Here is a 25,865-nt window from a genome sequence, read left to right on the forward strand (position 1 = left end):
ACCCGGCCAGGCCGGTGAGCACCGGGTGAGCGGGTGGTGAGCGCCGGTGAGTGTTCACCGCCGACGGGGTGTTCACCCGGTGAGCGCGGCCCTGCCGTGCGGGATGCCCCGGGCCCTGAGGTAGGCCCGGAAGGCTTCGCGCTCGATGCGGATCGTGCCCCGGCCGGTGCCCACCCGGTAGGACGGGAGCCGACCGGAGTGCACCTCCCGGCGCGCGGTCTCGTCCGAGACGCCGAGCGCCCGAGCCACCTGGGCGAGCCTGAGCGGTTCGTCCGAGCCGTACCCGGCCAGTTCGGCCAGCAGCTCGCCGCTCGTGGGCTGCGACGTGCTCATACGCGCATCCCTCCCTGCCCGACCAGCGCGGCGGAGGTGACGACCCGCACGCCGGGGGTGTCGGTCGGGGCGGCGGGCGCCTCCGGGGCGGTGACGCCGAAGATGTGGGTAATGACGGTTCCGAGGCTCACCGCGAAGTCGTGGAGGTCGGAGGCGTGGCGGCCGGTGTAGATGTCCATGGCCATGTCGGCGAAGTCCTCGGCCACGTCCACGCTGGTCTGCGCCATGGCGTACCACAGGCACTCCATGATCTTGGACTCGTTTCCGGGCTTCAGGTCCTCCTGCATCAGGACCGCGTGCGGGGTGAAGAGCAGGCGGCCCAGGATCTCCGTGAACGACAGGTGCAGGGTCATCTGCACCGCCACACGCGGGGCGGTCTCACCGTCGTCCGGGTCGCCGAACACGCTCACCTGGGAGCGGACGGGACCGACGGTCAGTGGCTGGGTGGCGAGCGAAGCGTGCATGATGGAACTCCCTTCATGGGGCGCGGAGCGGCGGCTTTCTTGGCGGATGGGCGCCGCTCCACTGCGTCTACCTGGGCTTCACGGGCACCCCCGAGGGGGCGACCCGTCTCTCAACTGGTGCGCACCAGTAGTTTGGCAACTGGTGCGCACCAGTGTCAAGCGTTTCCCTGTCGGGCCGTCAGTTCCGGCCGCATCTCTATGGAACGACGTGCGCCAACGACCCGGTAGCCAGCGGGGGTTAACCCTGTTTTGTTAACCCGCCATGGGGGAGTTCTACGTGCGGCATGCTGAGTACGAACATGCCGACCACGAACGGGCGTCACCACGGCAGGGGCGGGCACATGGGACAGCGTCTAAGGGAGGCCCGCAAGCAGCGCGGCTGGTCTCAAGAGCGGTTGGTCCGGGAGATCAGCCGGTACGCCGAGCAGCACCTCACCGACGTGGCTTCGCCGGCCAGCCTCAAGGTCTACGTCTCCGAGTGGGAGAACGGGCGCCGCGCGGTCTCCAGCACCTACGCGCTGATCCTCCGGGCGCTGTTCGGGATGACCGATGACGAGCTGTTCGGAGCCCCGGAGTCGGCCGCCCCCGCCGCCGACGGCTACGACGAACTCATCGGCCGGATCGACTCGGCCCGCAGTCTAAGCCTCGGCATGGTGGACACCTTCCTGAACCAGACCGAACTCCTCCGGAGCTTCGATCGGCAGATGGGCGCCGCCGCGCTGGTCGACCAGATGCGGGCGCATCTCGACGCGCTGGAAGACGCGCTGACGTTCGCGGTTCTTCCCGACGCTCGTCGGCCGGTGGCCACGGCCTTGGCGGGCGCGGCCACGCTCGCGGCCTGGCAGGCCTTGGACGTCGGAGCGGTGGAGCGCGCATGGCGTCACTACGAGCTGGGCAAGCGGGCGGCGGCCGAAGCCGAGCAGCCTATGTACCTCGCGCACGCCATGGCGGAACAGGCGTACGTCCTCGCCGATGCGGGCCGCCCGGAAATGGCGGTGGACCTGGTGCGCGACGCTCAGCGGACCGGCGGGACGAAGGTGTCCCCGCGGCTTGCCGCGTGGCTGTTCGCGGCGGAGGCAGAGCTGTGCGCGAAGGCGGGTCTCGCTCGTGACTGCCGTGATGCGCTGGACCGCGCAGCGGCTGTGCTGCCCGCTGGCGACGAAGCGCGCGACCCCGACATGCTGAGCATCTTCCTGAACGCTGGCCACATGGCGCGCTGGCGCGGGAACGCTCTCGCCATGCTCGGAGAGGATGACGCACTTGCCGAGCTGTACGTAGCCCTTGAGCGGATGGATCCGGCGTTCACACGGGCGACGGCGGGCCTGCGGTGCGATCTGGCACAGGCGCACCTGGCGCGCGGAGAGTTCGGCCAGGCGAGAGAGCACCTGCAAAAGGCCCGCCTCCTCGCGAACCGCACAGGGTCGGTTCGGCAGAGGAGGCGGATCGAGCGTCTTACCGGGCGCTTGTAGGCCGCTGAGAGCGGGTGGCCAGCAGGTGGAGCAGAGCGACGAGCGTTCCCGAGCCGAGCAGCTCGTCACGGGCGATGAGGCCCGGGACGTCGGCCAGCGGGATCCACTCGATCAACCCGGCCTCTTCCGCGTCCGTCGGCTCGCCGACGAGCGTTGCGCCCCGGGCCACGAAGATCTCGTGAGGGGAGTCCACCATGCCCACCATCGGTTGGTAGGTGACCACGTGCTCAACCGTGGCCGGCCGCCAGCCGGTCTCCTCCTCGACTTCACGGGCCGCCGCCGCAGCGGCATCCTCGCCCGCGTCCACGATCCCGCCGGGAAGCTCCCACCCGAACCGGCCCGGAACGAACCGGTACCGCCAGAGCATGAGCACGCGGTCCTGGTCGTCCACAACCGCCGTGATGGCCACGTGCTGGAGCCGGACGACGTGGTGCTCGAAGCGCTCAACGCCCGGCGGCTCCACATCGACCAGGGCGAGCTTGACCCACTCGTTGTCGTACACCAGGCGCTCGCCGTGGATCCGCCACGGCTCCAGTTCGCCGTGCGGCGCGGTGACCGTCGCGGCGGTCGGCTGCTCGGCCGCGCTGACGTAGTAGCCGCTCCCGTGCTGGGCGATGACCAGCCCCTCGGCGGCGAGCTTCGCCAGGACGAGCCGGACGGTAGTCCGACCGACGCCGAGGTCCGCCGACAGCACCCGCTCGGAAGGCAGCTTGGCGCCCTCGGCGAGTTTGCCGGACCGGATCCACTCCCGGATGGTCTCTTCGATCTGCTCGGTCTTCCCGCCCATGCCCTCTCGCACTCTCCCACCGTCGGCGACTGGCGCGCGCCAGTCTAGGCGCATCGATGCATTCTTCATGGTGGTCTTTCTCATGTCAGACCGGGTGGCTCCCCCTAGGCCGCGATGCCGTCGGCCGGGCCGTCTGTGGGCCGTCCGGAGGTGGCCAACGATGACAAGTGACGGCCAGCACCGACCGTTCACTCCCTTGTGGGGAGGGGGTCAGCATCCGGCGTCTGCGACACTGGACGGACCATGCCTAAGCCCGGAGAACTCACCTTTGTCGCGCCGCGCGGCGCCAAGCCCCCGCGACACCTCGCCGACCTGAGCCCCGCCGAGCGCAAGGAGGCCGTCGCCGAGCTGGGCGAGCAGCCGTTCCGCGCCAAGCAGCTCTCGAACCACTACTTCGGCCGGATGTCGAACGACCCGGCGAGCTGGACGGACATCCCCGCCGCCAGCCGGGAGAAGCTCACCGGGAGCCTGCTGCCCGAGCTGATGTCGGTGGTGCGGCACGTGTCCTGCGACGACGACACCACCCGCAAGACGCTCTGGAAGCTCTTCGACGGCACGCTCGTCGAGTCGGTGCTGATGCGCTACCCGGACCGGGTCACCATGTGCATCAGCTCGCAGGCCGGCTGCGGCATGAACTGCCCGTTCTGCGCCACCGGCCAGGCGGGGCTGACCCGCAACCTGTCCACCGGCGAGATCGTCGAGCAGATCGCCGCCGGGATGCGCGCGCTCAAGGCCGGCGAGATCCCGGGCGGGGAGGCCCGGCTCTCCAACGTGGTCTTCATGGGCATGGGCGAGCCGCTGGCCAACTACAACCGGGTGCTGGCCTCGATCCGCCGGCTGACCGACCCGGCGCCGGACGGCTTCGGCCTCTCCCAGCGCGGCATCACCGTCTCCACCGTCGGCCTGGTCCCGGCGATGCACCGCTTCGCCGACGAGGGGCTCAGCTGCCGCCTGGCGCTGTCGCTGCACGCGCCGGACGACGAGCTGCGCGACGAGCTGGTGCCGGTCAACACCCGCTGGAAGGTCGCCGAGGTGCTGGACGCGGCGTGGAACTACGCCGAGAAGTCCGGCCGCCGGATCTCCATCGAGTACGCCCTGATCAAGGACATCAACGACCAGGCGTGGCGGGCGGACCTGCTCGGCCGGCTGATCAAGAACCAGCGGGTGCACGTCAACCTGATCCCACTGAACCCCACCCCGGGCTCGAAGTGGACGGCCTCCCGGCCCGAGGACGAGCGCGAGTTCGTCCGGCGGCTCCAGTCGCACGGCGTGCCGACCACCGTCCGCGACACCCGCGGCCAGGAGATCGACGGCGCCTGCGGCCAGCTCGCGGCGGCCGGCTGACCGCGAGGCCGTCCGGCGGATCAGGTCAGGACCTGACCTGACCGGACCGGACCCGCCGGGTCAGCACCGGGTCAGTACGGGCGTCAGCGCAGTCCGGCGGCGGCCAGGGCAGCGGTCGCCCCGCCGGTGACCAGCAGGACGGTGCCGGCCATCAGGGTCCGCAGTACGACGGCGCCGACCAGCAGCCGGGGCGCCGTGCCGAGCCGCAGCAGCGCCTCGCAGCCGCCCCGGCGCGCGGTGCGCAGCTCGGCCAAGCGGACGGCCACCGCGCCCGCCGCGCAGCCCAGCACCAGGCCGGCCTCGATCGCGGGCAGCACGTCGGCGCTGCCGGGCTCGCCGAGCCAGTAGCGGATGGTGGTGAGCACCATCGCGAGCGCCAGGGTGAGTACGGCCAGCGGCGCACCGAGCCGGCGGGCCTGCGCGGTGAGGCCGCGTCCGGCCAGCAGCCGCAGCGGGGTCGGCCGGCCGACCGCCAGCAGCCGGCCGGCCCAGCCGAGCAGCGGGCCGGTGAGCAGGGCGAGGCCGAGCGCGCAGGCCGCCCAGCCGCCGAGCGCGGCGGTGCTGGTGGTGCCGAGACCGGCCGGCAGGTGGATCGGGCGGCCGTCTGCCGCGGCGCCGGGGCGCAGCGCGATGAGTTCCAGGGCGAGCCCGAGCACGACGAGGCCGATCGGAAGGGCGAGCCGCCACGGTCCGAAGCCGGTCGGCTCGGGCCGCGGCCGGCCGGGCAGCGTCTCGGCGTGCGGCACGGCGCCGGCCGCGGCGAGGCCCGCGGTGAGCGGGACGAGCGCGAGCAGGGCGACCGGCGCGGCGGCCGGCAGCGCCACGCCCATGCCGAGTTCGTCGGCGAGAGCGGGGCCGGCGATGTCGTTGCGCAGGATCAGGAAGAGCAGCAGGGTCAGGCCGGCGCCGGTGCCGCAGGCGAGCGCGACCTCGCCGGCGATCAGGGCGCGGATCCGGGCGGCCCCGGCCCCGGCGGTGGTGAGGCCGGTGATCCGTTCGGCCCGCCGGGCGGGCAGCGCGCGGGCGGCGACGGCGGCGAACCAGGCGACCGCGGCCAGCGGGGGCAGGCACCAGAGCAGCCGGACGAGCGCGTCGGAGCCGGCGACCGGGTCGCTCATCGCCCGGCCGAGGGCGCGCAGCAGGAAGGCGGCGACGACGGCCCCGGCCAGGGCGGTCAGCAGCCAGCGGCCGAGGTCGAGGGCCCGGTAGCCGCGGGCCAGACGGAGGTAGAACACGTCCGGCCCCCTCAGTGGCCGGCGGCCGGGACGGCGGTGGTCCCGGCGGTGCCGGGGGCGGCGGGGGCGCGCGGCACGGGTGCGACGGGGCCGGTGAGGCGTCCGTCGACGAGGGCGACGGCGCGGTCCGCGTACCGGACGAGCTCGGGGTCGTGGGTGGCCAGCACGAGGGTGAGCTGGTGGGAGCGGGCCGCGCTGGTCAGTATCCGCAGGACCTGGTCGGCGGTCTCGCGGTGCAGCGGCGCGGTGGGGTCGTCGGCGAAGACGACCGGGGGGAGCGGGGCGAGGGCCCGGGCGACGGCGATCCGCTGGCGCTGGCTCTGCAGCAGCCGGTCGGGCCGGACCTTGGCGAGCTCGCCGATGTCCAGGCGTTCGAGCCACTCGTCGGCGGCGGTGTGGGCGGCCTTGCCGCCGGCACCGGCCAGCAGCAGCGGCAGGGCGACGTTCTCCCGGGCGGTCAGTTCGGGCACCAGGTGGGGCTCGGAGCCGACGAAGCCGAAGCGGTCGCGGCGCAGCCGTTCCCGGCCGGCCCGGCCGAGGGTGTGCACGGGGGCGCTGTTGAACCAGACCTCGCCCTCGTCGACGGGGAGCAGGGCGGAGAGGCAGCCGAGCAGTGTGCTCTTGCCGGAGCCGCGCGGGCCGGTGACGGCGAGGACCTCGCCCTCCCGGACCCCGAGCGAGACGCCGCGCAGGGCGGGGGTGCCGTGATGGGACTTGACGATCCCCCGGGCCCACAGCACGTCGTTGTCAGGAGGGGCCGCTGCCATGAGGTTCCGTCCTGGGGGCCGCAGGGATATGACAGTCGTCAGATTAGAACGATCGGGCCTGGGCGCGGGCGCGGCACACTGCTCCATCCAGGGCAAATCACCCGCAATCAGGCGTGTTTGATCCGAAGAGCGGTCCGAAGAGCGCTCCGAAGAGCGGGTCGGTGGCAGGTGCCGCGGGTGGCCGGGGACCGGGCCGGGAACGCCGCAGGGCGGCCCCGCCGAAGCGGGACCGCCCTGTGACGGAGGGTGGGAAAGGAAAGCCGGGGATCAGAGCTTCGCCCACGCGTCGGTGAGGCTGGTCCGCAGGATCTGCTCGATCTCGTCGAAGGTCGACTGGTCGGAGATCAGCGGCGGGGCCAGCTGGACGACCGGGTCGCCACGGTCGTCGGCGCGGCAGTACAGGCCGTTGTCGAAGAGGGCCTTCGACAGGAAGCCGTAGAGGACGCGCTCGACCTCATCGTCGTTGAAGGACTCCTTGGTGACCTTGTCCTTCACGAGCTCGATGCCGTAGAAGTACCCGTTGCCGCGGACGTCGCCGACGATCGGCAGGTCGCGCAGCTTGCTCAGGGTGCCCAGGAAGGCGGCCTCGTTGTCGAGCACGTGCTGGTTCAGGCCCTCGCGCTCGAAGATGTCGAGGTTGGCCAGCGCCACCGCGGAGGAGACCGGGTGGCCACCGAAGGTGTAGCCGTGCAGGAAGGTGTTGTCGCCCTTGTAGAACGGCTCGGCGATGCGGTCCGAGATGATCGTGGCGCCGATCGGGGAGTAGCCCGAGGTCATGCCCTTGGCGCAGGTGATCATGTCGGGCTGGTAGCCGAACTTGTCGGCGCCGAACATGGTGCCCAGGCGGCCGAAGGCGCAGATGACCTCGTCCGAGACCAGCAGCACGTCGTGGCGGTCGCAGATCTCGCGCAGGCGCTGGAAGTACCCGGGCGGCGGCGGGAAGCAGCCGCCGGCGTTCTGCACCGGCTCGACGAAGACGGCGGCGACGGTCTCGGCGCCCTCGTTGAGAATGGCCACCTCGATCTCGTCGGCGCACCAGCGGCCGTAGGCCTCGGGGTCGACCGTGCCGTCGGGGCCGGCGAGGAAGGCCGGGGCGCGGTAGATGTTGGTGTTCGGGGCCTTGTGGGTGCCCGGCACCAGCGGCTCGAACGGGGCCTTCAGGCCCGGCAGGCCGGTGATGGACAGGGCGCCCTGCGGGGTGCCGTGGTAGGCGACGGCGCGCGAGATGACCTTGTACTTGGTCGGCTTGCCGATCAGCTTGAAGTACTGCTTGGCGAGCTTCCAGGCGGTCTCGACGGCCTCGCCGCCACCGGTGGAGAAGAAGACCTTGTTCAGGTCGCCCGGGGCGTAGTTGGCCAGACGCTCGGCCAGCTCGACGGCCTTCGGGTGGGCGTAGCTCCACACCGGGAAGAAGGCGAGCTCCTTGGCCTGCTTGGCGGCGGCCTCGGCGAGCTCCTCACGGCCGTGGCCGGCCTGGACGACGAACAGGCCGGCGAGGCCGTCGAGGTACTTGCGTCCCTTGTCGTCCCAGACGTAGGTGCCCTCGCCCTTGACGATCGTCGGCACGGGGGAGTTCTCGTACGACGACATGCGGGTGAAGTGCATCCACAGGTGGTCGTAGGCGGTCTTGGAAAGGTCCTTCTGCGCCGGGTCGGCTGTCATCGGGTGCCCCAGGTGTAGGTCTGTTTCCGGAGCTTCAGGTAAACGAAGCTCTCGGTGCTCCGCACGCCGGGAAGCGCGCGGATGCGCTTGTTGATCAGTTCGAGCAGGTGCTCGTCGTCCTCGCAGACCAGTTCGGCCAGGAGGTCGAACGAGCCCGCGGTGCAGACGACGTAGTCGACCTCGTCGAGGGCGGCCAGCGCGTCGGCGACGGGTTCGATGTCGCCCTCGACCCGGATTCCGACCATCGCCTGGCGGGTGAAGCCGACGGTGAGCGGGTCCGTGACGGCGACGATCTGCATCACGCCCTGGTCGAGCAGCTTCTGGACGCGCTGCCGCACGGCCGCCTCGGACAGGCCGACGGCCTTGCCGATGGCGGCGTACGGGCGGCGCCCGTCCTCCTGGAGCTGCTCGATGATCGCCTTGGAGGCGGCGTCGAGGGGAACGCTGGCGTTCCGGTCGCGGTTGGCCACGCCGCCACTGTGCCCGATCGTTCCCGTGTTCGCAAGCGCGGAAACTGCTGATTTCGTCGTGATCTTGGAAAACCCATGCGGATTTCATCGTCTGTGCGCGGCCGGCCTGTCGATACCGGCAGTCGTCGGGCTACCCTGGCTGCGGTACGCGCGCGGCCCCGCAGCGCCGCGCGCATTCCGCCAAACCAGTGGACCGCGGCACTTCCGGCGCGGCCACTCGGCGCCCTTCGTCGGCCGGTCCGGCCGACGTACCATGGCGCCGGATTCTGCAACGCCGCAGGCCGAGACCGAGGAGAGACCCGTGAGCGACCTTCGCACGCTGCGCAACTACATCAACGGTGAGTTCGTCGATGCGGCCGACGGCCGCACGCTCGACATCGTCGACCCCACCACCGGCGAGGTCTACGCGACGTCCCCGCTGTCCGGCGCCTCCGACGTGGACGCCGCCATGGACGCCGCCGCGGCCGCGTTCCCGATCTGGCGCGACACCACCCCGAGCACCCGGCAGAAGGTGCTGCTCAAGGTCGCCGACGCGGTCGAGGCCCGTGCCGACGAGCTGGTGGACGCCGAGTGTCGCAACACCGGCAAGCCGCGGGCGCTGACCCTCTCCGAGGAGATCGGCCCGATGGTCGACCAGATCCGGTTCTTCGCCGGCGCCGCCCGCCTGCTGGAGGGCAAGGCCGCCGGTGAGTACATGGACGGCATGACCTCGATCGTCCGCCGTGAGCCGGTCGGTGTCTGCGCCCAGGTCGCGCCGTGGAACTACCCGATGATGATGGCGGTCTGGAAGTTCGCCCCGGCCATCGCCGCCGGCAACACCGTCGTGCTGAAGCCCTCCGACACCACCCCGGCCTCCACCGTGCTGCTGGCCGAGATCATCGGCGGCGTCCTCGCGGAGCTGGAGCTGCCGGCCGGCGTCTTCAACGTGATCTGCGGCGACCGCGAGACCGGCCGTCTGATGGTCGAGCACAGGACCCCGGCGATGGCCTCCATCACCGGTTCGGTGCGCGCCGGCATCCAGGTCGCCGAGTCCGCCTCCAAGGACGTCAAGCGCGTCCACCTGGAGCTGGGCGGCAAGGCCCCGGTCGTGGTCTTCGAGGACGCCGACATCGCCGAGGCCGTCGAGGGCATCTCGATGGCGGGCTTCTTCAACGCCGGCCAGGACTGCACCGCCGCCACCCGCGTGCTGGTGCACGAGTCGATCCACGACGCCTTCGTCGAGGCGCTGGCCAAGGCCGCGGCGGAGACCAAGACCGGTGGCGTGGACGACGAGGACGTGCTGTACGGCCCGCTGAACAACGCCAACCAGCTGAAGCAGGTCTCCGGCTTCATCGAGCGCCTGCCGGAGCACGCCAAGGTCGAGGCCGGCGGCCACCGGGTCGGCGACAAGGGCTTCTTCTACGCCCCGACCGTCGTCTCCGGCCTGCGGCAGGACGACGAGATCATCCAGAACGAGGTCTTCGGCCCGGTCATCACCGTGCAGAGCTTCTCCGACGAGGAGCAGGCCGTCGGCTACGCCAACGGCGTGGAGTTCGCGCTGGCCTCCTCGGTGTGGACCAAGGACCACTCCCGCGCCATGCGGATGTCGCGCCGCCTGGACTTCGGCTGCGTCTGGATCAACACCCACATCCCGCTGGTCGCCGAGATGCCGCACGGCGGCTTCAAGAAGTCGGGCTACGGCAAGGACCTGTCCTCCTACGGCTTCGAGGACTACACCCGCGTGAAGCACGTCATGACCGCGATCTGAGCGGGTCATGACCGTCGGGCGCGGTATGACCGCGATCTGAGCGGGTCATGACCGTCGGGCGCGGTATGACCGCGATCTGATGCTGTTCCGATGATCGTGTGATCGGATCATGGGCCCGGGTCCTGGTGACCCGGGCCCTGTGCCTTTGCACCCTGTCGGCCCCGGGTGCGACCGACTGACAGGATGGACCTCCATTTCGGCCCGACGAGTCCCTAGCCTTGCCGCATGAGCATCCCCACCGCTGACTCAGCCGCCGGCCAGGCCGTCAAGGCCGCCGACCGCGCGCACGTCTTCCACTCGTGGTCCGCCCAGGCGCTGATCGACCCCCTCGCGGTGGCCGGCGCCGAGGGCTCGTACTTCTGGGACTACGACGGCAACCGCTACCTCGACTTCTCCTCGCAGCTGGTCAACACCAACATCGGGCACCAGCACCCGAAGGTGGTCGCGGCGATCCAGGAGCAGGCGGCGAAGCTCTGCACCATCGCCCCCGGCTTCGCGGTCGAGTCGCGCAGCGAGGCCGCCCGGCTGATCGCCGAGCGCACCCCGGGCGACCTCGACAAGGTGTTCTTCACCAACGGCGGCGCCGAGGCCAACGAGAACGCCATCCGGCTGGCCCGGCTGCACACCGGCCGGCAGAAGGTGCTCTCCACCTACCGCTCCTACCACGGCGCCACCGCCAACGCGATCGCCCTGACCGGCGACCCGCGCCGCTGGGCCAACGAGACCGGCGTCTCCGGCATCGTGCACTTCTGGGGCCCGTACGCCTACCGCTCCAACTTCCACGCCGAGAACGAGGCGCAGGAGTGCGAGCGCGCGCTGGCCCACCTGGAGCAGATCATCGCCTTCGAGGGCCCGGCCACCGTCGCGGCGATCATCCTGGAGACCGTGGTCGGCACCGCGGGCATCCTGGTCCCGCCGCCCGGCTACCTGGCCGGCGTCCGGGAGATCTGCGACCGGTACGGCATCGTCTTCATCCTCGACGAGGTGATGGCCGGCTTCGGCCGCACCGGCGAGTGGTTCGCCGCCGACCACTGGGGCGTCACCCCCGACCTGCTCACCTTCGCCAAGGGCGTCAACTCGGGCTACGTCCCGCTCGGCGGCGTCGCGATCAACGCGGAGATCGCCGCGACCTTCGCGGAGCGGCCGTTCCCCGGCGGCCTCACCTACTCGGGTCACCCGCTGGCCTGCGCCTCGGCCGTCGCCACCATCACCGCGATGGCGCAGGAGGGCATCGTCGAGAACGCCAAGCACATCGGCGAGACCGTGCTCGGCCCCGGCCTGCGCGAGCTGGCCGAGCGCCACCCGTCCGTCGGCGAGGTGCGCGGGCTCGGCGTGTTCTGGGCGCTCGACCTGGTCCGGGACCGCGCCACCCGCGAGCCGCTGGTGCCGTACAACGCGGCCGGCGCCGCCAACGCGCCGATGGCCGAGCTGGCCGCCGCGTGCAAGCAGCGCGGGCTGTGGCCGTTCGTCAACATGAACCGTTTCCACGTCGTCCCGCCGTGCACCGTCACCGAGGAGGAGGCGACGACCGGCCTCGCCGTCCTCGACGAGGTGCTGTCGCTGGCCGACGCGCACACCGTCTGACCACACCGACAGGACGGCCCCGGGCGCTTCCCCCCGTGCGCCCGGGGCCGTCCCACGCTCCGGAGGCCCCAACCATGCCCAGCACCACCAAGACCCGCCGCCCGAGCGGGGCCCGCCGTCCGACCCGCCGCCGGGTGCTCGGCGCCACCGCCGGACTGCTCGGGACCGCCGCCCTGACCGGCTGCGGCATCCCGTCCGCCTACGTGGACGAGGACCGCCGCTCGGTCCCGGACCGCTCGGAGGACGAGAAGCGGCTGGGCTTCTCCAACTGGACCCAGTACATCGACGCCGACGACGACGGCGGGCGCCCGACCCTGGACGGGTTCACCGAGCGGACCGGGATCAAGGTCACCTACACCGAGGACATCAACGACAACGACGAGTTCTTCGGCAAGATGGGGCCGGTGCTCACCCAGGGCACCGATCCCGGACGCGACCTCATGGTCGTCAGCGACTGGATGGTCGGCCGGTACATCGGGCTCGGCTGGGTGCAGGCCATGGACCGGGCCAACCTGCCCAACGTCACCGCGCAGCTGGACCCGCAGCTGGCCGACCCGGCGGTCGACCCCGGGCGCAGGCACAGCGTGCCCTGGCAGTCCGGGATCACCGGCATCGCCTACAACCGCAAGGAACTCGGCCGCGAGCTGAAGTCCGTCTCCGACCTCTGGGCACCCGATCTGAAGGGCCGGGTCACCCTGTTCGCGGGGCTGGACGAGGCGCTCGGCCTGCTGATGCTCTCGCACGGCGCCGACATCACGGCCTTCACCGAGGACGACGCGAACCGGGCGATGGACCTGGTGCAGCGGATGGTCGACGGCCGGCACGTCCGCCGGTTCACCGGCAACGACTACACCAGCGACCTGGCCTCCGGCGCCGCGCTGGCCTGCCAGGCGTACTCCGGGGACGCCGTCCAGCTCACGGCGGAGAACCCGGACATCGCCTTCGTGGTGCCCGAGGAGGGCGGGGAGCTGTGGGCCGAGAGCCTGCTGATCCCCAACCGGGCCGTGCACAAGCGCAACGCCGAGCTGCTGATCGACCACTACTACCAGCCCGAGGTGGCCGCCGAGCTGGCCGCCGCCGTGCAGTACATCTGCCCGGTGCCGGCCGCGCGCGAGGTGCTCGCGGCCAGCGGGGACCGGGAGAAGGCGGAGCTGGCGGAGCACCCGCTGCTCTTCCCGACCGAGGAGATGCGCGCCCGGCTGCACACCATGCGCGACGTCACCTCGGCCGAGCGGCCCGCCCTGCACAAGGTGTGGACCCGCATCACCGGCGTGTAGCGGCCCCCCGGTCCGGCCGCTACCGGCGCACCGCGTCCAGCGCGAGCAGGGCGACGTGCAGCGAGAGGCAGGACTCGACCTGGTCGAGGTCGACCCCGAGGATCCGCTCGACCTTGTGCAGCCGGTCGTAGAAGGACGGCCGGGACAGGTGCGCGGCATCGGCGGCCGCGGACTTGTTCCGGCCCTGCTCCAGGTAGATCCGCAGCATCTGCACCAGCTGGCCGTTGTGCTCGGCGTCGAAGGCGAGCAGCGGGCCCAGCTCCCGTTCGACGTAGGTCTGCAGCCGGGCGTCGTCGCGCAGCAGGTGCAGCAGGCCGCGCAGCCGCACGTCCGGCAGCCGGTAGTACGAGGCCGTCCGGCCGCCGGGCACGTCGTGCAGCGCGGCGTCGGCGACCTGGGTGGCCTCCAGCAGGGTGCGCCGGGCGTCGCGGACCGAGCCGACCGAGGAGCCGACCGCGACCACCGGCGCCGGCGCGGCGGGGTCCCGGGCCGCCTCGGCTGCCAGCCGGCGCAGCGCCGCGGCGAAGGCGTCCAGCGCGGCGTGCTCGTCCTGCTGGGGGCCGAGCGTGATCAGCACGCCGACGCCCTCGTCGTCCAGCGCCCCGACCAGGGCGGAGAGCCGGCAGGCGCGCACCGCGCTCGCCGCCAGTTCGGTGAAGTCGCGCAGCCGGGCCTGCGCCTCCAGCGCGGCGGGGATCGGGCCGCGCCGCTGGCGCAGCACCGCGCCGACCAGCCGCCGCCCCTCCAGCGGCACGCCGAGCGCCTGGGCGCGCAGCGCCACCTCGGAGACGGTCAGCGCGTGGGTGAGGATGCCGGAGAGGAGGGTGCGGTGGGTCTGCCGCTCCAGGCTCTCCCGGTCGCGGACGACCAGCCGGTTGAGCGCCAGCGCGGAGGCGCCGCGCTCCAGCAGCATGGTGAACGGGTGCGGGCCGCCCTCCGGCAGCGGCCCCGGCTCCTGCACCAGCACCAGCCGCCCCCAGTCCTGGCCGCGGGCGCCGACCGTGGTGACCAGCCAGCCGCTGCGCGGGTCGTGCCCGGTGCGCCCGGGCGGGCGGACCCCGCGCGAGCGGCGCTCCCAGTCCTCCAGCAGCTCGGCCTCGGGCCGCCCGGCGGGGTCGTGCGTCAGCACCTGGTGGGCGAGGTTCTCCAGCACGACCGGGGCGCCCGCGATCCGGGCCACCTGGCGGACCACCTCGACCGGTTCGGCGCCCTCCACGACCAGCTCGTTGAAGATCTGGTGGATCGCCTCGGAGGTGCGCAGCTGCTCCAGCTGGGCGTTGACCACCAGGGCGTGCACCGCCTCGGTGACGGCGACGAAGCGCAGTTCGCGGCGGAGCGCGATCAGCGGCAGGCCGCGCTGCTCGGCGGCGTGCACCAGGGCGCGCGGCAGGGTGTCGAAATAGCGCCGGCCGTACTCGATGACCAGCCCGGCCACGCCGATGTCGGCGAGCTCGCGCACGTACCGGGCCAGGCCCTCGCGGTCCTCGGGCAGGGCGATTCCGGTGCTCAGCACCAGTTCGCCGCCCTGGAGCATGCCGGCGACGTCGGGCAGCTCGCTGACGTGCACCCAGCGGACCGGGCGTTCCAGGTGGTCGGCACCGGCCACCACCTGCGGCAGGCCGCGGCGCATCACCTCCAGGTCGAGCACGCGGGCGACGGTGGGGAGCATCGACGGCCTCCAGGGTTCAGAGTGTCAGGCAATCATTCATCACGGCGACGACCTGTTGCCCTGGCCGAAGCCTTGCACCCTGTAAGGCGCTTCGCGTCGAGGTTGTCGCAGTGACCCTTGTCACGCCCCGGCGGCAGCGGGCATGGTCAGCGGGTCGGCTGTGGCGAGATCCGGACATCATCGGTGATCGACGATCGGATGCCCCGCACCGCACCCCGCGCCCCGCGTACGACCCGACCGGTCACGGGGCCCCGGTGCGACCCCTCGGCCCGCCGGCGCGTGCAGCACGGCCGGGCCGGCGCGCCGTCCGTGCGGCACACGAACCACCGGGACTTGGAGGAAGACATGGACCTGACCGACTTCGGCGCGGGCGCGCAGTACATCGCGGGCCGGTGGAGCCGGGGGAGCGGCGATCCCTTCCAGGTCGTCAACCCGGCCGACGGCAGCGTCGTCGAGGAGGTCACCCTGGCCTCCGCCGAGCAGGTCGACGAGGCCGTGGCCGCCGCCCGGGCCGCCCTGCCCGAGTGGGCCGGCGCCACCCCCGGCGCCCGCTCCGAGGCGCTGACCCGCCTGGCCGCCGTCCTCACCGACGCGGCCGGCGACCTCGCCCGGGTCGAGACCGCGCAGACCGGCAAGCCGGTCAAGCTCTCCACCGAGTTCGACGTCCCCGGCACCATCGACAACACCGCCTTCTTCGCCGGGGCCGCCCGCAACCTGGAGGGCAAGGCCGCGGGCGAGTACTCGGGCGACCACACCTCCTACGTGCGGCGCGAGGCGATCGGCGTGGTCGGCTCGATCTCGCCCTGGAACTACCCGCTGCAGATGGCCGCGTGGAAGGTCCTGCCGGCGATCGCGGCCGGCAACACCATCGTCCTCAAGCCGGCCGAGCTGACCCCGCTCACCTCGCTGATGTTCGCCCGGGCCTGCACCCTGGCCGGCATCCCGGACGGCGTGGTCAACGTCGTCACCGGCGCGGGGCGGGTCGCGGGGGAGCACCTGGTCGCCCACCCGGACGTCGCGATGGTCTCCTTCACCGGTTCCACCGCGGTCGGCAAGCGGGTCGCCGAACTCGCCACCGCGACCGTCAAGCGGACCCACCTGGAGCTCGGCGGCAAGGCCCCGTTCGTGGTCTTCGACGACGCCGACCTGGACGCCGCCGTGCACGGCGCGGTCGCCGCCTCGCTGATCAACGGCGGCCAGGACTGCACCGCGGCCACCCGCGCCTACGTCCAGCGCCCGCTCTACGACGCCTTCGTGGCCGGCGTCGCCGAGCTGTACGGCGCGATCCGGACGGGCGACCCGCTCGACCCGCGCACCGACCTCGGCCCGCTGGTCTCCTTCACCCACCGCGACCGGGTGGCCGGCTTCGTCGAGCGCGCCCGCGGCTACGCGACCGTGGTCACCGGCGGCGCCGCCCCCGCGAAGGGCCACGACGGATCCGACCTCACCCGCGGCGCCTACTACCGCCCCACCCTGATCACCGGCGCCGCCCAGGACAGCGAGGTCGTCCAGGGCGAGATCTTCGGCCCCGTCCTGGTCGTGCTGCCCTTCGACGGCGACGACGAGGGCCTGCGGCTGGCCAACGACACCCCCTACGGCCTGGCCGCCTCGGCCTGGACCGGCAACGTGCACCGCGCGCTGCGCGCCACCCGCGAGATCGCGGCGGGCTGCGTCTGGGTCAACGACCACATCCCGATCATCAGCGAGATGCCGCACGGCGGCTACAAGTCCTCCGGCTACGGCAAGGACATGTCGCAGTACTCGCTGGACGAGTACACCCAGGTCAAGCACGTCATGTTCGACACCACCGCGGTCGCCCGCAAGGACTGGCACCGCACCGTCTTCGGAGACAGATAACCGGACCGGGTGGTCCCCGCCACCCCCCCTTCGCCCCCCAGGAGGCCCGTCCCATGGCGTTCAACGAGCTCACCGACGGACTGTCGGAACCGGTCCGCAAGGCCTGGGAACGCAGTCTGACCAGTGGCCGGGCCGCCCTCGGCCGGCGCGCCGTGCTGCGCGCCGCCGCCCTCACCGCCGGCGCGGGCTCGCTGGCCGCCTGCGGCATCCCGCCGGCCAGGTCCGTCAACGGGACGGGCGACTCCACCGCGAACGCCGCCAAGGACCTCTCGGACAGCGAGCGGGAGGTGAACTTCTCCAACTGGCCGCTCTACGTCGACGCCGACGAGAACGACAAGGAGAAGCACGGCACCCTGGAGGCCTTCACGGCCGCCACCGGGATCAAGGTGAAGTACACCGAGGACGTCAACGACAACGTCGAGTTCTTCGGCAAGGTGAAGCCACAGCTCGCGGCCGGCCAGGACACCGGCCGCGACCTGATGGTGCTCACCGACTGGATGGCCGCCCGGATGATCCGGCTCGGCTGGGCGCAGAAGCTCGACCCGGCCAACGTCACCACCGCCATCACCACCGTCGAGTCCCGCTTCCGCGCCCCGGACTGGGACCCGGGCCGGCTCTACAGCTACCCGTGGGCCGGCATCCAGGTGGTCATCGCCTACAACAGGAAGGCCACCAGGGGGAAGGAGGTCACCAGCGTCGCCCAGCTGCTGGAGGACCCCGACCTCAAGGGCCGGGTGACCTTCCTGTCCGAGATGCGCGACAGCATCGGCATCACCCTGCTGGACATGGGCAAGGACCCGGCGAAGTTCACCGCCGACGACTACGGGGCCGCCGTCGCCCGGCTGCAGAAGGCCGTCGACAACAAGCAGATCCGCCGCTTCACCGGCAACGACTACGGCCAGGAGCTCTCCTCCGGCGACATCGCCGCCTGCGTCGCCTGGGGCGGCGACCTGATCCAGCTGCGCGCGGACAACCCCGACATCGAGTTCGTCATACCCGAGAAGGGCTTCGTGAGCAGCACCGACAACCTGCTGATCCCGGCCAAGGCCCAGCACAAGGCGAACGCCGAGAAGCTGATCGACTTCTACTATCAGCCGAAGATCGCGGCGCAGCTGACCGCGGGAATCGGCTTCGTCTCCGCCGTCGCCGGCGTGCAGGAGGAACTGGCCGCCATCGCCCCCGACAGCGCGGCCAACCCGCTGGTCGTCCCCACCCCCGAGATGGCGGCCAAGGCGCACGTCTTCCGGACCCTCACGGAGAACGAGGAGAGCGACTTCGAGGAGAAGTTCTCCAAGCTCATCGGCGCCTGACCCCCCACTGACGGCAGAGAATCCCAGAGAGACACCACCCATGACAGAGCAGCAGAGCTCCGCGGCCGTCGGCGGCGACGTCCGCCTCACCGGAATCGGCAAGACCTACGGCTCCTTCACCGCCGTCCACCCGTTGGACCTGACCGTCCCCCAGGGCTCCTTCTTCGCCCTGCTCGGTGCCTCCGGCTGCGGCAAGACCACCACCCTGCGGATGATCGCCGGGCTGGAGGAGCCCACCGCCGGCACCGTCCTGATCGGCGGCCAGGACGTCACCGAGCTCCCCCCGTACAAGCGGCCGGTGAACACCGTCTTCCAGAGCTACGCGCTCTTCCCGCACCTCGACATCTTCGAGAACGTCGCCTTCGGCCTGCGCCGCCGCGGCCGCAAGGACGTCAGGAAGCAGGTCGAGGAGATGCTCGAACTGGTCGAGCTCGGCCAGTACGCCCGGCGCAAGCCGCACCAGCTCTCCGGCGGCCAGCAGCAGCGCGTCGCCGTCGCCCGCGCGCTCATCAACCACCCCCAGGTGCTGCTCCTCGACGAGCCGCTTGGCGCACTCGACCTCAAGCTCCGCCGCCAGATGCAGCTGGAGCTCAAGCGGATCCAGACCGAGGTCGGCATCACCTTCGTGCACGTCACCCACGACCAGGAGGAGGCCATGACCATGGCCGACACCATCGCGGTGATGAACGGCGGCCGGGTCGAACAGCTCGGCGCCCCCGCCGAGCTCTACGAGAACCCCGCCACCACCTTCGTGGCCAACTTCCTCGGCCAGTCCAACCTGCTGGCCGCCGAGGTCACCGGCGGCGCAGGCGAGGACCTGCTGCTCACCGCCGCCGGCGCCCGGCTCACCGTCCCCAGGGCCCGCCGCGCCGGCGGCGCCACCCGGGTCCACCTCGGCGTGCGGCCGGAGAAGATCACCATCGAGCACGGCTCCGCCGAGGTCGCCGACGGCCGCAACCGGCTCGCCGGCACCGTCGTCGACTCCAGCTTCATCGGCGTCTCCACCCAGTACCTGGTCCGCACCGACGGCGGCCAGGAGGTCACCGTCTTCGAGCAGAACATGGAGCGCGACGCCCGGATCGTCCCCGGCGCCCCCGTCGTCCTGCACTGGAACCCGGCCCACTCCTTCGCCCTGGACGCCGCCCAGGCGATCGACGCGGGCACCGGGGAGGCCGCCGCGTGACCACCACCACCCCGGCCGCGCCACCGCAGGTCGTCCCCCTGCCCGCGGACGCCCCCGGGCCCCGGCGCCGGCTCACCCCGTACTGGCTGCTGCTGCCCGGCATAGCCTGGCTGGTCGTCTTCTTCGCGGTGCCGATGGTCTACCAGGCCTCCACCTCGCTGCAGACCGGCTCGCTGGAGGACGGCTTCCGCGTCACCTGGCACCTCGCCACCTACTGGGACGCCCTGGTCGAGTACAAGTGGCACTTCGTCCGCTCGTTCGGCTACGCCGCCACCGCCACCGTGCTCTGCCTCGCCATCGGCTACCCGCTCGCCTACACCATCGCCTTCAAGGTGAGCCGGCGCTGGCGCAACGTCCTGCTGATCCTGGTCATCGCGCCGTTCTTCACCAGCTTCCTGATCCGCACCCTGGCCTGGAAGACCATCCTCTCGGACGGCGGCCCGGTGGTCGGCGCGCTCGACGCCCTGCACGTCCTCGACGTCACCGCCGCCCTCGGCCTCACCGAGGGGGACCGGGTGCTCGCGACACCGCTCGCCGTGGTCTGCGGCCTCACCTACAACTTCCTGCCGTTCATGATCCTGCCGCTGTACACCTCGCTGGAGCGGATCGACCCGCGCCTGCACGAGGCCGCCGGCGACCTCTACGCCCGCCCGTTCACCACCTTCCGCAAGGTGACCTTCCCGATCTCGCTGCCCGGCGTGGTCGCCGGAACCCTGCTCACCTTCATCCCGGCCTCCGGCGACTACATCAACGCCCAGCTGCTGGGCTCGCCGAGCGAGCAGATGGTCGGCAACGGCATCCAGAAGCAGTTCCTGAACGTGCTCGACTACCCCACCGCGGCGGCGCTGAGCTTCATCCTGATGGCCCTGATCCTGGGCATCGTGACGGTCTACATGCGCAAGGCCGGGACGGAGGAACTGGTCTGATGTCCCGAGTGATCGCCTGGATCCGCCGCAACCTGGTGGTGCTGGCCGGCCTGCTGGCCCTCGCCTACCTGGTGCTTCCCAACCTGGTCGTGCTCGCCTTCTCGTTCAACAAGCCGGTCGGCAAGTTCAACTACGAGTGGAACGAGTTCTCCACCGACGCCTGGACCGACCCCTGCGGCGTGGCCGACATGTGCCAGTCGCTCTCGCTCAGCCTGCAGATCGCGGTCGCCGCCACCATCGGCGCCACCGTGCTGGGCACCATGGTCGCCTTCGCGCTGGCCCGCTACCGCTTCCGCGGCAAGGCCGCCACCAGTGCGATGATCTTCCTGCCGATGGCGATGCCCGAGGTCGTGATGGCCGCCTCGCTGGGCACCCTCTTCCTCAACATGCGCATCCCGTTCGGCTTCACCACCATCCTCATCGCGCACATCATGTTCTGCCTGAGCTTCGTGGTGACGGCCGTCAAGGCCCGCGTGATGAGCATGGACCCGAGGCTCGAACAGGCCGCCCAGGACCTCTACGCCACCCCCACCCAGACCTTCCTGCGGGTCACCCTGCCGCTCGCCGCCCCCGGCATCGCGGCCGGCGCGCTGCTCAGCTTCGCGCTCTCCTTCGACGACTTCATCATCACCCAGTTCAACTCGGGCCCGACCACGGTCACCTTCCCGATGTTCGTCTGGGGCGCCTCGCAGCGCGGCATCCCGGTCCAGGTGAACGTCATCGGCACCGCGATGTTCATCGCCGCCGTCGCGCTCACCATGGGCGGCCAGTGGCTCGGGAACCGCCGCAAGGCCACCGCCTGACCGGCCCGGCCGCCCTCCCGGCGTACCGTCGGGAGGGCGGTCGACCACCATCACCAATGTGTAGAAAGTGGCTGATAATGCATGGACTCCGCCCGCGCACTCAGTGACGCCAGGCCCACCCCCTTCTGGCTGGAGGACCCGGGGCGGCCGACGGCACTGCCCGCCCTGGTCGGCGACACCAGCTGCGACCTGCTGGTCGTCGGCGGCGGCTACTCCGGACTCTGGACCGCCCTCGTCGCCAAGGAGCGCGACCCCTCGCTGGACGTCGTCCTGGTCGAGGGGCAGGAGGTGGGGTGGGCGGCGTCCGGCCGCAACGGCGGATTCTGCGCGGCCAGCCTGACCCACGGCTTCGGCAACGGCCTGCAGCGCTGGCCCGCCGAACTGGGACAGCTGGAGCGCCTCGGCGCCGCCAACCTGGACGGCATCGAGGCCACCCTCCAGCGCTACGGCATCGACGCCGAGTGGGAGCGCACCGGCGAGATCGACATCGCCACCCAGCCGCACCAGCTCGACGAACTCCAGGAGGTCGCCGAGGCCGTCGCCCGGTACGGCCTCGACGTCACCGTGCTCGACCGCGACGAACTGCGCGCCCAGGTCGACTCGCCCACCTTCCTCGGCGGGATCTGGGACAAGGACGGCGTTGCCATGGTCCACCCCGCCAAGCTGGCCTGGGGTCTCAAGCAGGCCTGCCTGGGCCAGGGCGTGCGGATCCACGAGCACACCCCGGCCACCGCCCTGCGCGAGCACGGCGGCGGCATGGCCGTGCGCACCCCCTACGGACGGGTCTTCGCCCGCAAGGTCGCGCTCGGCACCAACGCCTTCCCGTCCCTGCTCAAGCGCGTCCGCCCGTACATCGTCCCGGTGTACGACTACGCGCTGATGACCGAGCCGCTCACCGACGAGCAACTCGCCGCCATCGGCTGGCACGGCCGCCAGGGGCTCAGCGACAGCGCCAACAAGTTCCACTACTTCCGGCTCTCCGCGGACAACCGGATCCTCTGGGGCGGCTACGACGCCGTCTACCGCTTCGGCGGGCACGTCCGGCACGAGTACGACCAGCGGCCGGAGACCTTCCGCACCCTGGCGCGGAACTTCTTCCACTGCTTCCCCCAGCTGGAGGGCGTCCGCTTCACCAACGCCTGGGGCGGCGCGATCGACACCTGCAGCAGGTTCTCCGCCTTCTTCGACACCGCCCACCACGGCCGGGTCGCGTACGCCGTCGGCTTCACCGGCCTCGGCGTCGGCGCCACCCGGTTCGGCGCCGAGGTCATGCTCGACCTGCTCGCGGGGGAGCGGACCGAGCGCACCGAACTGGAGATGGTCCGCCGCAAGCCGCTGCCGTTCCCGCCCGAGCCGGTCCGCTGGGCCGGCATCGAGCTCACCACCCGCTCGCTGGAACACTCCGACCGCACCGGCGGACGCCGCAACCTCTGGCTGCGCACCCTCGACCGGATGGGGCTCGGCTTCGACAGCTGACCGTCCGGCGCCGCGCCCGCCGATCGCACAGGTGCCCAGGGTGTGGGCGCCGGCCGGGTACGTGTCGGCGCCAACCGTGTAAGAGAGACCCGCCGTCCGCCTCTCGTTGGTGACGGCGGGTCTCCGTGTCTCCCGCCGCCACCGAACGCACCGACGCGCAGAGCGGGGACAGCACATGGAGATCACCGGACTGGACTGGCTGGCCCGGACCGCACCCGACCCGGCGGCCTTCCGGGAGCAGTGGGAACGCAGCGGCCTCGGCCTGGTGCTGCTCCCGGCCGGACGGCAGTGGGACGTCCTCTCCGTCCCCGGCCGGCTCGGGCGCCCGGCCGCCGACCTCCTCGGCGCCCGGGCCTGCGGGCCGGTCCTCGCGGACTTCGGGGACGAGTACCTCGGCTTCCTGGTGCCCGCCGGCACCGCCGCCCGCTGGATCGGCACCGGCGTGCGCTGCGCCGGAGAGGGCACCTGGGTCGTCGTCCCCCACCCCGACCGCCGCGGCCGGGGCGTGCGCTGGCTCGTCCCGCCCGACGGCACCGGACGGCTCAACGACCCGGTCCTCCTGGAGCTCGCCCTGCACGAGGCGGCCGCCGAACTCGGCGACTGGTGACCGCCCGGCCCGCGCCGGTCCGCCGGGCGCGCCGCCGCCGGTGGCGCGCCAGACTGGAGGGGTGACCACCGCCCCGGACGCCGTCGGCCCCTCCCTCCACCCGGGCCCGGCCCAGCTGCGCCTCGCCGAACTGGCCGGGCCCGTGTGCGACCGGCACGGGCTCGCCCTCGCCGGGGGGCACGCCCTGCGCGCCCACGGCGTCCCGGCCTGTGACCAGGACGGGCTCACCCTGGTGGCCGCCGGCGCCACCGACCTGCCGCAGGCCGCCGCCGACCTGGCCGCCGCCTACCGCGCGGCGGGCGGCGTCGTCGTCGAGCGCCCCGGCACGCCCCGGCTGGAGCAGCTCTCGGTCCGGCTGGTCCTGGGCGGACGGGCGCACACCGTCGAACTGCGCAAGGAGCCGCTGGGCCACCGCCCGGTCCGGGTCGACCTCGCCGGGCCGACCGGCACGCCGCCGGCCGTGACCGTCGTCGCTCTGGAGGACGCCGCCGCCCTCACCACCGCCCTGCTCGTGGACCGCGCCCTGCCCCGGGACCTGATCGACGTGCACGCGCTCACCTCCTGCTACCGCGAGGGCGAACTGCTCGCCCTGGCCACCGGGCTGGACGCCGACTTCCAGCCCACCGCGCTCGCCGAGCGGCTGGAGACGCTGGCCGAGGCCGCCGACGGCCGGTTCCGGGCCCGGGGTCTGCCCGCCGAGGAGGTCGACGAGCTGAAGCGGTGGGCACTGGCCTGGGCCCAGGACCTGCGGCTGGACCTGCTGGAGACCCAGGAGGCGGCGGACGGTCTGCACGATCCCTATCTGGAGGACCAGGAGGACGCCTGACGGCCCCCGGCCCTCCGGTCCGTGTCACCCGGAGGGGGCCCGTCCGACGACCTGTAAGGCTGAATCCCCGATCCCCGTCAGCCTGTTCGTTGAGACCGGTCCGAGTGGCCAGCAGACTGGACGGTGAGCGCGGTAGCCCCGTGACCCCGCCGCCCGTCCCGTACGGGCGGCGCCACACCAGGGACCGGTGGCGTCAGGCCGCCCGGACTTCGGAGGCAGACGGACCTTGAGCAAGCACATCACCCACTGGATCGGCGGCCGGCCGGTCGCCACCGCCGGTGCCGCGCCCCGCCGCGGTGACATCTTCGACCCGGCCACCGGCCAGGTCACGGGCCAGGTCGACTTCGCGGAGGTCGTGGAGGTGGACCAGGCGGTGGCCGCCGCCGCCTCGGCCTTCACCGAGTGGCGCACCGCCTCGGTCGCCAAGCGCGCCACGGTGCTCTTCTCCTTCCGCGAGCTGCTCAACGCCCGCAAGGACGAGCTGGCGGCGATCATCGTCGCCGAGCACGGCAAGGTGCACTCGGACGCGCTCGGCGAGATCGCCCGCGGCCTCGAGGTCGTCGAGTACGCCTGCGGGATCCCGCAGCTGCTCAAGGGCGGCTTCACCGAGCAGGCCTCGACCGGCATCGACGTCTACTCGATCCGCCAGCCGCTCGGCCCGGTCGCGATCATCTCGCCGTTCAACTTCCCGGCCATGGTGCCGATGTGGTTCTTCCCGATCGCCATCGCGGCCGGCAACACCGTGGTCGTCAAGCCGTCCGAGAAGGACCCGTCCGCCGCCAACTTCCTCGCCGAGCTGTGGAAGGAGGCCGGCCTGCCCGACGGCGTCTTCAACGTCGTGCACGGTGACAAGGTCGCCGTCGACCGCCTGCTGGAGCACCCCGACATCAAGTCGGTCAGCTTCGTCGGCTCCACCCCGATCGCCCGCTACGTCTACGAGACCGGCACCCGCTACGGCAAGCGCGTCCAGGCCCTGGGCGGCGCCAAGAACCACATGCTGGTCCTGCCCGACGCCGACCTCGACCTGAGCGCCGACGCCGCCGTCAACGCCGGCTTCGGCGCGGCCGGCGAGCGCTGCATGGCGGTCTCCGTCCTGGTCGCCGTCGACCCGATCGGCGACGAGCTGGTCGAGAAGATCAAGCAGCGGATGGCCACTCTCACGGTCGGCCCCGGCTGCAACGGCGAGTCCGAGATGGGCCCGCTGGTCACCGGCCAGCACCGGGACAAGGTCACCTCCTACGTGGAGTCCGGCCTCGCCGACGGCGCGGACCTGGCCGTCGACGGCCGCAAGCACCCGGTCACGGCCGAGGACCGCAACGGCACGCCGACCGCGGACGGCTTCTGGCTCGGCCCCACGCTGTTCGACCACGTGAAGCCCGGCATGTCCGTCTACACCGACGAGATCTTCGGCCCGGTCCTCTCCGTGGTGCGCGTCGCCTCCTACGAGGAGGGCCTCGCCCTGATCAACGCCAACCCCTACGGCAACGGCACCGCCATCTTCACCAACGACGGCGGCGCGGCCCGGCGCTTCCAGTACGAGGTCGAGGTCGGCATGGTCGGCATCAACGTGCCGATCCCGGTGCCGGTCGCCTACTACTCCTTCGGCGGCTGGAAGGCCTCGCTGTTCGGCGACGCCCACGCCTACGGCCAGGACGGCGTGCACTTCTTCACCCGCGGCAAGGCGGTCACCCAGCGCTGGCTGGACCCGTCGCACGGCGGCATCAACCTCGGGTTCCCGACCAACAGCTGAGTCCGACACCCGGGGCCGGCCACGGGGCCGGGACCCGAGTCGGAGCACCGCAGGCCGGTCCGCAGAAGCGCGGGCCGGCCTGCGGCATGCCCGGGAGTTTGCTTGGCGTTTGCCTTCGGCCGCGAACCGGCGTAGTGTTCCCTAGTCGCTCGACAGGGAGCACCGGACACGCATAGGCGCGGACGGTCCCGGGGCGGCCAATTCTCTGGAAATACCAACGCCTCCCCGGCATGGGGTTATTTGGCGTGTGCATTTTTGTGGATTGCGGTCGGATTCGCTTTTCGGAGCGGAGGTCGGCTAGAGTTTGAAACGTCGGACG

General features: G+C 72.0%; 22 protein-coding genes. 14 read left to right on the forward strand and 8 right to left on the reverse strand.

Going from position 1 to position 25,865, the window contains the following annotated elements:
• Positions 1–72 precede the first annotated feature (72 nt).
• Both ABT238_RS23975 and ABT238_RS23980 read right to left on the reverse strand, forming a co-directional pair.
• Positions 73–333, reverse strand: a complete 261-nt coding sequence (locus tag ABT238_RS23975; protein ID WP_350786564.1) for a helix-turn-helix domain-containing protein — start codon at positions 331–333, stop codon at positions 73–75.
• Positions 330–797: a hypothetical protein gene (locus tag ABT238_RS23980; RefSeq protein WP_350786578.1), complete on the reverse strand. Its 468-nt coding sequence runs from the start codon at positions 795–797 to the stop codon at positions 330–332. Before ABT238_RS23980 ends, ABT238_RS23975 begins: the two co-directional genes overlap by 4 nt.
• A gap of 341 nt (positions 798–1,138) precedes the next feature.
• Here ABT238_RS23980 and ABT238_RS23985 point away from each other — a divergent pair, with 341 nt between their 5' ends.
• Positions 1,139–2,266 carry a helix-turn-helix transcriptional regulator gene (locus tag ABT238_RS23985; RefSeq protein WP_350787002.1) on the forward strand — a complete coding sequence of 376 codons (1,128 nt, stop codon included), beginning with the start codon at positions 1,139–1,141 and terminating at the stop codon, positions 2,264–2,266.
• On the opposite strand, the gene ABT238_RS23990 is transcribed toward ABT238_RS23985, so the two are convergent.
• Positions 2,250–3,053 carry a GntR family transcriptional regulator gene (locus ABT238_RS23990; protein ID WP_350786606.1) on the reverse strand — a complete coding sequence of 268 codons (804 nt, stop codon included), beginning with the start codon at positions 3,051–3,053 and terminating at the stop codon, positions 2,250–2,252. The two genes, ABT238_RS23985 and ABT238_RS23990, sit on opposite strands and share 17 nt — an antisense overlap.
• Before the next feature lie 243 nt (positions 3,054–3,296).
• On the opposite strand from ABT238_RS23990, the gene rlmN reads away from it, so the two are divergent.
• Positions 3,297–4,397: a dual-specificity RNA methyltransferase RlmN gene (rlmN, locus tag ABT238_RS23995; RefSeq protein ID WP_350568691.1), complete on the forward strand. Its 1,101-nt coding sequence runs from the start codon at positions 3,297–3,299 to the stop codon at positions 4,395–4,397.
• 83 nt (positions 4,398–4,480) lie between these two features.
• On the opposite strand, the gene ABT238_RS24000 is transcribed toward rlmN, so the two are convergent.
• From ABT238_RS24000 to ABT238_RS24015, 4 genes are all read right to left on the reverse strand, one after another.
• Entirely contained in the window at positions 4,481–5,632 is a 1,152-nt protein-coding gene (locus ABT238_RS24000; protein ID WP_350786643.1) for a hypothetical protein, read from the reverse strand.
• An 11-nt stretch (positions 5,633–5,643) separates the two neighbouring features.
• Entirely contained in the window at positions 5,644–6,399 is a 756-nt protein-coding gene (locus ABT238_RS24005) for an ABC transporter ATP-binding protein (RefSeq protein ID WP_350568687.1), read from the reverse strand.
• Positions 6,400–6,666: 267 nt separating this feature from the next.
• Positions 6,667–8,061, reverse strand: coding sequence for an aspartate aminotransferase family protein (locus ABT238_RS24010; RefSeq protein ID WP_350568685.1), 1,395 nt, complete (start codon positions 8,059–8,061; stop codon positions 6,667–6,669).
• Positions 8,058–8,531 (reverse strand): Lrp/AsnC family transcriptional regulator, encoded by a 474-nt coding sequence (locus ABT238_RS24015; protein WP_030243538.1) that lies wholly within the window; start codon positions 8,529–8,531, stop codon positions 8,058–8,060. The genes ABT238_RS24010 and ABT238_RS24015 overlap by 4 nt, the downstream gene beginning before the upstream one ends.
• 253 nt (positions 8,532–8,784) lie before the next feature.
• On the opposite strand from ABT238_RS24015, the gene ABT238_RS24020 reads away from it, so the two are divergent.
• The 3 genes from ABT238_RS24020 to ABT238_RS24030 all read left to right on the forward strand — a co-directional run bounded on the left by ABT238_RS24020 (position 8,785) and on the right by ABT238_RS24030 (position 13,139).
• Positions 8,785–10,278, forward strand: a complete 1,494-nt coding sequence (locus ABT238_RS24020; RefSeq protein ID WP_350568684.1) for a gamma-aminobutyraldehyde dehydrogenase — start codon at positions 8,785–8,787, stop codon at positions 10,276–10,278.
• 225 nt (positions 10,279–10,503) lie between these two features.
• The gene (locus ABT238_RS24025) at positions 10,504–11,862 is read left to right on the forward strand and encodes an aspartate aminotransferase family protein (RefSeq protein ID WP_350786714.1); all 1,359 of its coding nucleotides are present in this window, start codon (positions 10,504–10,506) and stop codon (positions 11,860–11,862) included.
• Between the two features lie 74 nt (positions 11,863–11,936).
• Complete coding sequence (locus ABT238_RS24030) at positions 11,937–13,139, forward strand: polyamine ABC transporter substrate-binding protein (RefSeq protein ID WP_350568680.1); 1,203 nt, start codon at positions 11,937–11,939, stop codon at positions 13,137–13,139.
• 19 nt (positions 13,140–13,158) lie between these two features.
• On the opposite strand, the gene ABT238_RS24035 is transcribed toward ABT238_RS24030, so the two are convergent.
• Positions 13,159–14,808, reverse strand: coding sequence for a PucR family transcriptional regulator (locus ABT238_RS24035; RefSeq protein WP_350786754.1), 1,650 nt, complete (start codon positions 14,806–14,808; stop codon positions 13,159–13,161).
• A 345-nt stretch (positions 14,809–15,153) separates the two neighbouring features.
• Here ABT238_RS24035 and ABT238_RS24040 point away from each other — a divergent pair, with 345 nt between their 5' ends.
• From ABT238_RS24040 to ABT238_RS24080, 9 genes are all read left to right on the forward strand, one after another.
• On the forward strand, positions 15,154–16,665 hold the full coding sequence (locus tag ABT238_RS24040; protein ID WP_350568677.1) for a gamma-aminobutyraldehyde dehydrogenase: 1,512 nt from the start codon (positions 15,154–15,156) through the stop codon (positions 16,663–16,665).
• Positions 16,666–16,718: 53 nt separating this feature from the next.
• The gene (locus ABT238_RS24045; RefSeq protein ID WP_350568676.1) at positions 16,719–17,975 is read left to right on the forward strand and encodes an ABC transporter substrate-binding protein; all 1,257 of its coding nucleotides are present in this window, start codon (positions 16,719–16,721) and stop codon (positions 17,973–17,975) included.
• A 40-nt stretch (positions 17,976–18,015) separates the two neighbouring features.
• On the forward strand, positions 18,016–19,158 hold the full coding sequence (locus ABT238_RS24050) for an ABC transporter ATP-binding protein (protein WP_350568675.1): 1,143 nt from the start codon (positions 18,016–18,018) through the stop codon (positions 19,156–19,158).
• On the forward strand, positions 19,155–20,084 hold the full coding sequence (locus ABT238_RS24055; protein WP_502884319.1) for an ABC transporter permease: 930 nt from the start codon (positions 19,155–19,157) through the stop codon (positions 20,082–20,084). Before ABT238_RS24050 ends, ABT238_RS24055 begins: the two co-directional genes overlap by 4 nt.
• A complete protein-coding gene (locus ABT238_RS24060) occupies positions 20,084–20,887 on the forward strand; it encodes an ABC transporter permease (protein ID WP_350552617.1) in 804 nt (267 codons plus the stop codon). Before ABT238_RS24055 ends, ABT238_RS24060 begins: the two co-directional genes overlap by 1 nt.
• Positions 20,888–20,968: 81 nt before the next feature.
• Positions 20,969–22,363 (forward strand): NAD(P)/FAD-dependent oxidoreductase, encoded by a 1,395-nt coding sequence (locus ABT238_RS24065; protein ID WP_350568674.1) that lies wholly within the window; start codon positions 20,969–20,971, stop codon positions 22,361–22,363.
• A 175-nt stretch (positions 22,364–22,538) separates the two neighbouring features.
• Complete coding sequence (locus ABT238_RS24070) at positions 22,539–22,970, forward strand: hypothetical protein (protein WP_350786851.1); 432 nt, start codon at positions 22,539–22,541, stop codon at positions 22,968–22,970.
• A gap of 61 nt (positions 22,971–23,031) precedes the next feature.
• Positions 23,032–23,796, forward strand: a complete 765-nt coding sequence (locus ABT238_RS24075; RefSeq protein ID WP_350786870.1) for a nucleotidyl transferase AbiEii/AbiGii toxin family protein — start codon at positions 23,032–23,034, stop codon at positions 23,794–23,796.
• Between the two features lie 226 nt (positions 23,797–24,022).
• The gene (locus tag ABT238_RS24080) at positions 24,023–25,546 is read left to right on the forward strand and encodes a CoA-acylating methylmalonate-semialdehyde dehydrogenase (RefSeq protein WP_350568668.1); all 1,524 of its coding nucleotides are present in this window, start codon (positions 24,023–24,025) and stop codon (positions 25,544–25,546) included.
• Positions 25,547–25,865 lie beyond the last annotated feature (319 nt).

Origin of the sequence: Kitasatospora sp. NPDC001527 (genome assembly GCF_040298605.1) — a bacterium.
Lineage (GTDB): Bacteria > Actinomycetota > Actinomycetes > Streptomycetales > Streptomycetaceae > Kitasatospora.

Coding starts and splice junctions, on each gene's coding strand:
- ABT238_RS24030 (WP_350568680.1), top strand. CDS start 11,937: ATGCCCAGCACCACCAAGACCCGCCGCCCGAGCGGGGCCCGCCGTCCG.
- rlmN (WP_350568691.1), top strand. CDS start 3,297: ATGCCTAAGCCCGGAGAACTCACCTTTGTCGCGCCGCGCGGCGCCAAG.
- ABT238_RS24065 (WP_350568674.1), top strand. CDS start 20,969: ATGGACTCCGCCCGCGCACTCAGTGACGCCAGGCCCACCCCCTTCTGG.
- ABT238_RS23985 (WP_350787002.1), top strand. CDS start 1,139: ATGGGACAGCGTCTAAGGGAGGCCCGCAAGCAGCGCGGCTGGTCTCAA.
- ABT238_RS24035 (WP_350786754.1), bottom strand. CDS start 14,808: ATGCTCCCCACCGTCGCCCGCGTGCTCGACCTGGAGGTGATGCGCCGC.
- ABT238_RS24070 (WP_350786851.1), top strand. CDS start 22,539: ATGGAGATCACCGGACTGGACTGGCTGGCCCGGACCGCACCCGACCCG.
- ABT238_RS23980 (WP_350786578.1), bottom strand. CDS start 797: ATGCACGCTTCGCTCGCCACCCAGCCACTGACCGTCGGTCCCGTCCGC.
- ABT238_RS23975 (WP_350786564.1), bottom strand. CDS start 333: ATGAGCACGTCGCAGCCCACGAGCGGCGAGCTGCTGGCCGAACTGGCC.
- ABT238_RS24045 (WP_350568676.1), top strand. CDS start 16,719: ATGGCGTTCAACGAGCTCACCGACGGACTGTCGGAACCGGTCCGCAAG.
- ABT238_RS24050 (WP_350568675.1), top strand. CDS start 18,016: ATGACAGAGCAGCAGAGCTCCGCGGCCGTCGGCGGCGACGTCCGCCTC.
- ABT238_RS24040 (WP_350568677.1), top strand. CDS start 15,154: ATGGACCTGACCGACTTCGGCGCGGGCGCGCAGTACATCGCGGGCCGG.
- ABT238_RS24020 (WP_350568684.1), top strand. CDS start 8,785: ATGGCGCCGGATTCTGCAACGCCGCAGGCCGAGACCGAGGAGAGACCC.
- ABT238_RS24060 (WP_350552617.1), top strand. CDS start 20,084: ATGTCCCGAGTGATCGCCTGGATCCGCCGCAACCTGGTGGTGCTGGCC.
- ABT238_RS24010 (WP_350568685.1), bottom strand. CDS start 8,061: ATGACAGCCGACCCGGCGCAGAAGGACCTTTCCAAGACCGCCTACGAC.
- ABT238_RS24025 (WP_350786714.1), top strand. CDS start 10,504: ATGAGCATCCCCACCGCTGACTCAGCCGCCGGCCAGGCCGTCAAGGCC.
- ABT238_RS23990 (WP_350786606.1), bottom strand. CDS start 3,053: ATGGGCGGGAAGACCGAGCAGATCGAAGAGACCATCCGGGAGTGGATC.
- ABT238_RS24005 (WP_350568687.1), bottom strand. CDS start 6,399: ATGGCAGCGGCCCCTCCTGACAACGACGTGCTGTGGGCCCGGGGGATC.